Raw genomic sequence first — 9199 nt, forward strand, 5'->3', positions numbered from 1 at the left:
CCTTCGAGGCTTTAGACACTTCGAAGATCAGCCGGTGGCCGTCTTTCTATGCGGGCACCAACCCGGACACCGGGACAAACCCCCGGAACAGGTCCCACCCGCTACACCACTTCCAAGGACGTAACCCGGCGGAAGCCATAGCCCAGCCAACAGGTGATCGGACCGGCGTGACCGCGAGCCAGAGCGCAACTGGCTGGTACTGCAACCGGAGACGTTGGGAAATCGAGGGTCACTTCGTGCTGCGGTGCTGGTCAGCGTGCGTCCGGAGCCAGTCGGTGAACCTCGGGGCACTGCGGAACGGCGTGACCGGGTGTTGGTAGATCTCGTTGTAGGTCCAGACCTCTGGGTCAGGTCCGCTTCCTTGCAGGAAGTCGAAGCAGTACCCCTGGTGCATGAGGATCACTCTGTCCGTTGACGCCAAGGTGACTGGGACCTTGTTCTCCGCCAACAGGTCCTCGGCGGCTTGGCGCAGGCCCAGAACCAGAGGGTGAAACACATCGCTGCCCTGCAAGAATGTACCCACCCCACCGCCGGCAAGTTCGAGGAACCGACGGTAGGCAGCGCCGATCGGTGCCGTCTGCTCGTACTCAATGGCCTCGATTTCCCCTGGGGACAGGCCGATAGGTGTAGAGGCACTGGCAACACGCTGGTCGACCAGACTGGCCACCACCGCTTCGACCCGCCCCTCGGGACTCATGCGGGGCCACACTCGGTCATCGATCAGCGGTGGCGGGACCTCTGACTGAACACCAATCCCACTCCTCGTGCGGCGCCTTCGGGTCCATCTTTGGATGACCACACACCCCCATCTGCTCGGCACCGGCCGACCGTTGGGACGAACGACCTTCGCACCGCCAACTGGTGCTTCGTCCCACGTCAGTCTGAGTATCGCTGCTCCTGGTCGCCAGCATCGCGGAGGCATGGGCTCCGTGCTCGTCATGGACGAGGCCGGTGCCCAGTGCAGGGGCACTGCACCGGGGGCTAGGAAAGGGACGCCGGAACGCGGAACACCCAAAGGGACAGGACCTGCGGAACGTGCGATGCCGCAGGCAGCAGCCTCGGCATGTGACACCGAAGTCGGGAACCTACAGCGGGCCGCTGCCGGGCGGCACCGTGGCGCCGGTGAAGTTGAGGAACTTGGTGAAGAAGGCCGGCCCGAACCATGGGACCTTCCGGAGAAGCGCGGCGTAGGCCTGCCGTGCGCCGTGCTCGCGCAGCGCGGTGACTGCGGTCTTCAGCGCCGTGTCCAGGCCTTCGGCGGCCAGGACGTCGCGCAGTGTGGCCGGCCCGCTGCAGGCGGGGGTGCCGCGCTTTCCCTTGCCCCACACGTACGTCGCGACCAGCGCCTCCCGGAAAGCCTCGCGCTGCAGAGCATCGGCGACCGCCGACGTCACTTGGGCCCGGCTGACTGCGGCGTCACCGCTGCCATCGGTGGGGGCCAGGCTCTGCGGCCACGGGCTGATCTGCGCCCACCGGCCGGGGATGTAGCGGACGGTGTGCGCGCCCGGCGTTCCGTCGGCGAAGGTATGCGCGTGGGTCTGCCACCAGCCGATCAGCGCCTCCACGGCCGGGTCGGGCAGCCGCGTTGCGGCCATCTTCCGGTCCACCGCATCGGCACGCTCTTGCCGGCCCACCTTCCGCCCCCACCGCTCGGCGGGCCGCCGATCCGTCGTCAGGATGCGGTCCCGGGCACCCAGTGTCCTGCAGAGGGAGTCTTCCCGTACTCCCTTCCGGCGCAACACCGGTGGTCCCGGCCCACTGAGCTAGACCATCCGTCCAGTCGGACCCGTCCCCCGTGGGCGTGATGCCGTACAGCTCCGTTGCCACACGCTCGGCGTTGTCAGTGGGGCCTGGCATGGTGGCGATCATGTTCGACGGACTTCATGACATCGACTGGGCGTCGATGGAGCACGCGTACGGCTCGGCCGAGGAGGTGCCGGCATTGCTGTGGGCGCTGTGCTCGGCGGATGCGGGGGAGCGCGGCAAGGCATTGGACCGTTTCCACAGTGCGGTCCACCATCAGGGCAGCGTGTACCCGTCGACGGCGGCCAGCCTGCCGTTCCTGTTCGAACTGGCCACCGACCGCGCGACGCCCGACCGGGCCGCCGTCGTCGCGCTGATCGTCGGCATCGGCCGGGAGTCGATCGACAGGGGCTTCGAGGACGACGGCACCGAGATCGAGTACGACCCGCCGATGGGGTGCGCGCAGGCCATGGCCTTTCTTCGCGAGCAGGGCGCGGACATCGCCCAACTCGCATCCGATCCTGACCCGGGCGTGCGCCTGGCCGCGGTTCCCGGGATCGGGCTCTTCCTCGAGGACGCCGACCAGGCCGCCGGTCTGTTGCGTGACCGGCTGGCCGCCGAGCAGGGACTCCCGGTGCGGCTACGGGTCGTGGAGGCCGCGGCCACCCTGGCGCTGCGCCTGCCAGCAGCCGTGGAACAGGTGAAGGACTGGCTGTCCGTCCTCGCCGCCGACACCACCCAGTGCCCGGCGACACGGCTGGCAGCGCTGGTTCAGCGGGCCCGCTGCGCTCCGGACGAGATCGGCGATGATGTCCTGCCGACCGCCGTCGTCCTGCTGCGGCAGACCGCCAGAGCCCTGCCCGTGCGGCCGATCGCTACCGCCCCGGCCCGTCCATCGGCGTCCGCTGGTGCAGTCCCGCCTCAGATCGCCGCGGCCTTCGAGGACCTCGACCGGCACACCCGCGTGTATGCACCGACCACGACGCTGCTGCGCACGTTCCACGCAGCCCTCGGCGCCCGGGTGGGTGATCGCACCGCGGTGCTGGCCGAGCAGTTGGCCAGCCCGGACCCCGGTGCGCGCCTGGACGCGGTCCGGATGGGCGGGCAGCTGGCAAGGGAATGGCGCGGGGACCACACCCGGCTCCTGCTGTTGGTCGCCGAGCAGCTCACGAGCGCCGGCCTGGAGGTCGCTGCCGCAGCCGCAGCAGTCCTGGAGTCCTGCCACCCGATCGCCGCCCCGGCCCGGGAAGCACTCGCTGCCCACGTCGACGCCCAACGCGCGGCCCACGGCCCCACCGTATGGGCCGCCGCCGAGCCGCGGCTGCGCAGAAGCCACCAGGAAGCCGTCCGAGCCCTGGCACGCCTCGGCGACACGCGCGCTCTGCCCAGCCTGCTGGTGGCGCTGGACAGCGATGCCGACGCGTGGCGTGCGATCCAGGTGGCAGGGCACCTTCCTCAGGCAGCAGACGAACTGGTGCCACGGCTGTGCGACCACCTGCGCCGCGCCGACCTCACCGGGCAGCACACCGAGATGAGCGTCACCGCGCTCCTGGCAGCCCTTACCGCACTCGGCGACCCGGCCGCGATCCCCGCGGTGGTCGACACGCTCACCGCCGCGGTGTGCCACGAGCAGCACCGCGTTGTCCGCGCAGCCATGAACGCGCTCAAGCCGTTCGGCCCGGCGGCAGCCGGTGCCCGGGTGACGATCCGGCCGCTGACCACCGCCGCCGACGCGCGCGTACGCGCCGCAGCCGCCTCCGCGCTATGGGCAGCCAGCGGCGATCCCGATGAGGTCATACCGGTGCTGCTTGACCTCATCGACGCCTCCGTCACCGAAGCGGTCGACCTGCTCGGCGAGATCGGCCCGCCCGCCGCAGCCGCGCTGCCGCACCTGCGCGGCCACCTCACCCACAGCTACGAGTGGGTCCGGGTGCACTGTGCGACCGCACTGTGGGAGATCGGCGGGCAGACCGAGGCACCGGCCGTCCTGAAGGTCCTGCTGGAAGCCGTGGCCCACAACCCCGCGACCGCCAACCACGTCGTGGCCTGCCTGGACCGCATGGGCACCCTCGCCACGCCAGCGCTGCCCATGCTCCGGAACCAATTGGCCGGGCCGCGACGCGGCGGCAGGTTCCGGGGCATCGACACCGACGAGGCCCTCCAACACACCTGCCGCACCCTCATCGCCCGACTCGATCCCCCCGCACCCGGAACACCGCCACCAGCAACCGTCTGAGACCCGCGCATACGCCATGCCGTATACGACAGGGTGGCATCCGGGGAGGTCCGCAGCCAGAGTCCGTCACCGATCCTCCAGTCTGCTCTGGCACACCAGCCGCTCCGCGCGAGAGACGAAGTCGTGTCCCGGAGCCCTACCCGGGGGGCTGGTCGAGGACTTCTCGGGCCGCTTCGGTGAATGCCTCGAACGCCCGCCGGAACTCCTCCCGGTACGGCTGCCATTCCAGATCCGGGTAGCCGGCCACATCCCGGGGCGCACCGGGGTCCGGCGGGCAGGGGTCGGTCATGGCCGCCCACGGCCATTGCGCCCTCGTGGCCTGCGCCCCGATCCTGGGCAGCCGTAACGCGGCCTGCGCAGCGCCGGCCGGGCCGAGCATCTGCACCCGGTGTACCGCGGTGCGCACCGGGTCGATCCCTGAGCGGGCCTCTTCCCAGGGCACCATGTCGCGCCAGGTGACGAGCGGCTCCGCGGTCGCCGTCAGGGCCTGGTACGCCTCGAAGCGCTGTTGCCGCTGCCAGTGCTGATGCTCAGCCCGTGCCGCCCGGGCCTCCTGTTCTTGTGCGGCCTCGACGGCTTTCCGTCCGCCGATGACCGTCCCCCACACGGCGAAGCAGCCCCCGACGCCCGCACCGGCAAGGCCCGCGACACCGGCCCACACCGCGGCCAGCCCCTGATCCATTCCGCCCTCCCTCCTACGATTCGGTACCGGGCAGTTGATGACGGCCCGGACCGGACTCAAGACCGCCCGCGTGTCCATTGCAGCGTCGAGACAGTCCGTCCCACAGTGCGTCGATGGGCCGGCCCAGGGCTGCGGCTGAGCGCAGCCGGCGCACGGCGAGGAGCGTGGCGCGGCTGTGCCGTCGGATCCGCCGCAGAGCGAGGGCTGCCGGTGCCACAACGCCCAACCGCGCACCCTATGCCCGGTGCGGGGCCATCTCCGCGGGGACGACGGACAAAGCCGAGCATGGGCTCATGCCTCGTTCCCGACCGTTCGTTCCTGCCAATAGGCGAGGTGGCGGGCTGTCTTGAGGATGGCTGGGTGGTCGGTGCCGAGGACCCGTACTTGGTCTTCTTGTAGTTGGGCGAGCACTGCGGCTGCGTCGGCGGCGCGTCCTGCCTCGCCTAACCAGAAGCCGAGGTCGTTGCGGGTGATGAGGGTGTCGGGATGGTCGGGGCCGAGCGCTCTGGTCCGGTGCTCCAACAGCTCGGCCAGCGCTGCGGCTGTGTCTGCCGGTTCCTGCACCTCGCCCTGCCAGCCAGCGAGGCTGTGCCGGGCGGTGAGGGTGTAGGGGTGGTTCGGGCCCAGCACCTCCTCCATGTCCTCCAGCAGCTCGGCGAACTCCGAGGCGGCACCGGCTGCGTCGCCCGTTTTGCCCCGCAGTTCGGCGAGGTCGTGCCGGGCGAGAAGGACATAGGAATGCCCGGGTCCGAGCTCCCGCAGCATCTCGTCAAGCAGCTCAGCGCACGCCTGCGCAGCACCGGCCGTGTCCCCCGCCTGGCCCCGCCACCGGCAGAGGTTGCCACGGGTGGCAAAGGTGTGGAGGTGATGGGGGCCCAGCACCCTCTTCCTGTCCGCCAGCAGTGCAGCGAACGCTGCGACGGCGCCGGCGACGTCCCCCGCTTCGCCTTGCCACCAGGCGAGGTTGTGGTGGGCGAACAGGGTGCTGGGATGGTCGGCACCGAGACGGCCGGCGGCGGCCCCGGCCAGGCGCTGGAAGTGCTCGGCAGCAGCGGCGAACTGCCCCGACTCGCCCAGGCTGATCCCGAACCGGGCAAGGACCATGTGCACATCGGGTTGGAACAGGCACCCCGCGTGCTGGGCGCCTTCCTCGGTGGCGGTGGCCAGGGCGGTGGTGCAGGCTCGCAGCGCGTGGGCCAGGCCGGTGTCGCGCTCGATTGCCGGCCACACGGCCATGAGGGCGTCGCCGGCTGTGCGCGCGGTGCTGTGGAACCGTTCGCGGTCGAGGGTGTCGCGGGTCGCGCGCTGGACGACCTGGTGCATCCGCACCACGGATCCGTCCCAGACGGCATGATCGGCGTCCTCTGCCGCGCCGGTGCCCCCTCCTTCACGTAAGGAGGAGGGACTGGGGGCGCTGAGCAGGCTCAGACGGTGCAGCGCGTGCAGCGCGCCCGCCGCATCCCGCGGGGTGATCGGCTCACCCGGCTCCGCCGCCGCGCCGGCGTCGACGGAAGCCACTCGGTGGGAGGTCAGGTAGCCGAGGGCCACCGGACTGGTCAGCACCCGCACCGGAGTGGACTCGGGTGCGAGGAACGCCGTGAGCTGAAGCATCGGGCGCGCGAGCCCGGTGGGGCGTAGACGGTCGGCGTAGTCGACGGACAGCTCCCAGGCGGCGGCCATGGTGCGGGTCTGGTCGTCAGGAAGGACATCCGGGCTGATCTCGCCCAATGACCGTGCCTGCCGCGCCAGCAGGTCACGGTATTGGCCCACCGTGATACTGGCGTCGAGGATGTATGCGGCAGCCTGGGACAGCGCCAGCGGCAGACACCCGAGGTCCTCTACGAGCCCCGTGAGTGCACCCGGTGGTTCATCGCACTCGCCTGCGGTGAGCACCGACGCCAGATACGCCGCCGCCTCCACGGACGTGAACACCCCGATGTCCAGGGCGTGCCGCCCCCGCAGGAGGGCGTTGTCGCGGCGCCGAGTGGTCACCAGCGTCCGCCCATGCGCGATCGCCGGCGGCCACAGCCCGGACATGTCCGCGGGGTTGGTGACGTTGTCGAGGACGACCAGCCACGGTCGGCCACCCGATCGCAGCCATGCCAGGAAGTCGCGGGCGGCCTGCTGCGGGTCTGACGGGTCCGCCCCACAGACTCGTGCCCCGGCCCGTGCGAATTCGGCGACGATCGCGTCCCGGCTGGACGCGGTCACCCACACCAGCAGATCCACCCCACCACCGGCCGCCCCGGCCCCGCCGGCCCACGCCTCCTCCACGTAGTTGGCCGCGAGCTGGGTCTTGCCGACCCCGCCCATCCCCACCAAAACCTGGCACGGCACCGCCGTCCCCCCACCAGGGGCCGCGTCCCGAAGCCAGGAGCGCTCGGCACGGACCTGGAACTCGCCCGCCAGCGGAGGGACCACCCCCACCGTGCACGGCCACGACACCGGCGCCGGAGGGGCGCCGTAAACGTTCACCTGCGGGGCGTAACCCACAACCACACTTCCGGGCGCCGCCGCCGTGAGGTTGGCGTCCCCGCCCACAGCAAAGCTGCCGCCTTCGGCGATCATCGAAGGCGGCAACCCACCAAGAGCAGAATCCCGCTCCGCACCCACCCGCAAGCACCCCCTACAGTCAGCGACGACCCGACGACTCTAGATCGGAGGAGGACCCCTGACCCGGTATTCGGTCACCCCACCGGGAACCTCCCGTCGGCAGGCCCGCCGGACCCACCGGATCCCCAGGACCGGTCCCATACCGAGTTCATCGATCCGCTGTCGCAACGCGGCCAGGGCCGGTGTGTCCGGCATGAGCAGCCCATGGAACATGTAGAGGCCGTAGAACATGCGAAGGCCGCCCAGCACGGTTCGCGCGCGCAGCAGCTCCCGGTCACCGGCCGCTGGACGACGCGGTCGGGCGGGAGGCCGCTGAGCGTGAGGCCCGCCGGCCGAAGTGCACCCGGTGCGGCACGAAGTTCACCGATCAGCGGTGGACGAAGTCCGAGGAGGAAGCTTGGGGTACCCCGACCGACAGCCACCCCAAGCTGTGCGGGGACTGCAAGCTGCTCCGCATCCCCGTATGGGGCTGCGGAACGGTGGGGAACGGGGCAATCGCGGGGCGAAGGAACAGCGGGGTGTACCGCCGGCTACCGGCGGGCGTTGGACCGGCGGTGGGCACGGCGGCCGCGGCGAGGGCGCTGGAGTTCCCGGATGGCTGCGCGGATCTGGGGTGCGGTTCGGGCGGATCGGCCGTGCGCGGCCAGGCCGTCGAGCAGGTTGTCGACCAGCCGGCCCAGGTGGTCGATGCGGTGGTTGGTCCTGGGGGTGCGCCTCATGGTCCTCTCCGTCGGTCGCGTAGCGAGGGCCCGGTGTGCCCCGCATGTATGCCGCCCGTGACGAACGCCGGTGCTTCCCAGCTGCAGTGAGCAAAATTGAGGCGGGTGTGACTGGTGTGACTTCTGAGTGAAGGCCTTGCCGCGGGGCCTACGCGGCACACCCTCTTGTCCGCACCGTTGACCTGGCTGCGCGGCGGTCGGTCGCCGCCTGCGTTTCTCCTGGGCCGCAAGGGGTGCCCGGCTGGAATAGGACGGGCCGCCAACGGAATCCGCTGACCTGCGGGGATTGCGCGCGGCCGATGATCGCTTCCTGGTGGGGTGGTGGGATTCTTCCGCGGGGTGCGGGGTGTGGTCAGTCCGGAGCACCCGTGCCCTTGTCTTGCTGTTGCTCCCAGTAGGCGACATGGCGGCGGGTGACGAGGGTTTCCGGGTGATCGGGGCCCAGCACCCGGAGGTAGTCGTCCAGCATCTCCGTGAAGGCGGCTGCGGCGCCGGCAGCATCCCCCGCCTGGCCCCGCCAGTAGGCGGCATGGTTGCGGGTGCTGAGTGTGTGGGGGTGGTCGGGGCCCAGTACCCGCAGCCGGTCCTCGAGGAGTTCGGCGAGAGCGGTGGTGGCACCGGCGGCATCACCTGCCTCCCCCCGCCACCGTGCGAGGTTGTGGCGGGTGGTGAAGGTGCGGGGGTGGTCGGGGCCCAGCACTCGCAGCCGGTCCTCGAGGAGTTCGGCGAGAGCGGTGGCCGCGCCGGCCGCGTCCCCCGCTGCGCCCCGCCACCAGGCCAAGTTGTTGCGGGTGCTGAGTGTGTGGGGGTGGTCGGGGCCCAGTACCCGCAGCCGGTCCTCCAGCACCTCCGCATACGCGGCTGCGGCGCCGGCAGCATCCCCCGCCCGTCCGCGCCAGAGGGCGAGGTTGTGGCGGGTACTGAGGGTGTCGGGGTGGTCGGGGCCCAGCACTCGCAGCCGGTCCTCGAGGAGTTCGGCGAAAGCGGTGGCGGCGCCGGCGGCGTCCCCCGCCTCCCCGCGCCAGTGGGCGAGTTGGTGGCGGGTGGTGAAGGTGTGGGGGTGGTCGGGGCCGAGTATCCGCAGCCGGTCCTCGATGAGACCGGCGAGGGCGGTGGCGGCGCCGGCGGCGTCCCCCGCCTCCCCGCGCCAGTGGGCGAGTTGGTGGCGGGTGGTGAAGGTGTGGGGGTGGTCGGGGCCGAGTATCC

Annotated in this window: 7 protein-coding genes; 1 reads left to right on the top strand and 6 read right to left on the bottom strand. The window is 71.2% G+C overall.

Features of this window, described 5'->3' with window-relative positions:
- Window positions 1-229: 229 nt before the first annotated feature.
- Together ACGFMP_RS37010 and ACGFMP_RS37015 are read right to left on the bottom strand one after the other, a co-directional pair.
- The gene (locus ACGFMP_RS37010) at window positions 230-697 is read right to left on the bottom strand and encodes an SMI1/KNR4 family protein (RefSeq protein ID WP_393678476.1); all 468 of its coding nucleotides are present in this window, start codon (window positions 695-697) and stop codon (window positions 230-232) included.
- Between the two features lie 388 nt (window positions 698-1085).
- Window positions 1086-1595 carry a hypothetical protein gene (locus tag ACGFMP_RS37015; RefSeq protein WP_393678477.1) on the bottom strand — a complete coding sequence of 170 codons (510 nt, stop codon included), beginning with the start codon at window positions 1593-1595 and terminating at the stop codon, window positions 1086-1088.
- Between the two features lie 272 nt (window positions 1596-1867).
- On the opposite strand from ACGFMP_RS37015, the gene ACGFMP_RS37020 reads away from it, so the two are divergent.
- The gene (locus ACGFMP_RS37020; protein WP_393678479.1) at window positions 1868-3979 is read left to right on the top strand and encodes a HEAT repeat domain-containing protein; all 2112 of its coding nucleotides are present in this window, start codon (window positions 1868-1870) and stop codon (window positions 3977-3979) included.
- A gap of 136 nt (window positions 3980-4115) precedes the next feature.
- Here ACGFMP_RS37020 and ACGFMP_RS37025 read toward each other — a convergent pair whose 3' ends face one another.
- From ACGFMP_RS37025 to ACGFMP_RS37040, 4 genes are all read right to left on the bottom strand, one after another.
- Window positions 4116-4661: a hypothetical protein gene (locus tag ACGFMP_RS37025; RefSeq protein ID WP_393678480.1), complete on the bottom strand. Its 546-nt coding sequence runs from the start codon at window positions 4659-4661 to the stop codon at window positions 4116-4118.
- A gap of 291 nt (window positions 4662-4952) precedes the next feature.
- On the bottom strand, window positions 4953-7229 hold the full coding sequence (locus tag ACGFMP_RS37030; protein ID WP_393678481.1) for a tetratricopeptide repeat protein: 2277 nt from the start codon (window positions 7227-7229) through the stop codon (window positions 4953-4955).
- Between the two features lie 575 nt (window positions 7230-7804).
- Entirely contained in the window at window positions 7805-7993 is a 189-nt protein-coding gene (locus tag ACGFMP_RS37035; RefSeq protein ID WP_393678483.1) for a hypothetical protein, read from the bottom strand.
- Window positions 7994-8345: 352 nt separating this feature from the next.
- A partial coding sequence (locus ACGFMP_RS37040) for a tetratricopeptide repeat protein (protein ID WP_393678485.1) occupies window positions 8346-9199 on the bottom strand: 854 nt, incomplete at its 5' end.

It is taken from the genome of Streptomyces sp. NPDC049040, assembly GCF_043197715.1.
Lineage (GTDB): Bacteria > Actinomycetota > Actinomycetes > Streptomycetales > Streptomycetaceae > Actinacidiphila.

Excerpts from the sequence above, each read along its gene's own strand:
- ACGFMP_RS37010 (WP_393678476.1), bottom strand. The coding sequence starts at position 697 with ATGAGTCCCGAGGGGCGGGTCGAAGCGGTGGTGGCCAGTCTGGTCGAC.
- ACGFMP_RS37015 (WP_393678477.1), bottom strand. The coding sequence starts at position 1,595 with ATGGCCGCAACGCGGCTGCCCGACCCGGCCGTGGAGGCGCTGATCGGC.
- ACGFMP_RS37020 (WP_393678479.1), top strand. The coding sequence starts at position 1,868 with ATGTTCGACGGACTTCATGACATCGACTGGGCGTCGATGGAGCACGCG.
- ACGFMP_RS37025 (WP_393678480.1), bottom strand. The coding sequence starts at position 4,661 with ATGGATCAGGGGCTGGCCGCGGTGTGGGCCGGTGTCGCGGGCCTTGCC.
- ACGFMP_RS37030 (WP_393678481.1), bottom strand. The coding sequence starts at position 7,229 with ATGATCGCCGAAGGCGGCAGCTTTGCTGTGGGCGGGGACGCCAACCTC.
- ACGFMP_RS37035 (WP_393678483.1), bottom strand. The coding sequence starts at position 7,993 with ATGAGGCGCACCCCCAGGACCAACCACCGCATCGACCACCTGGGCCGG.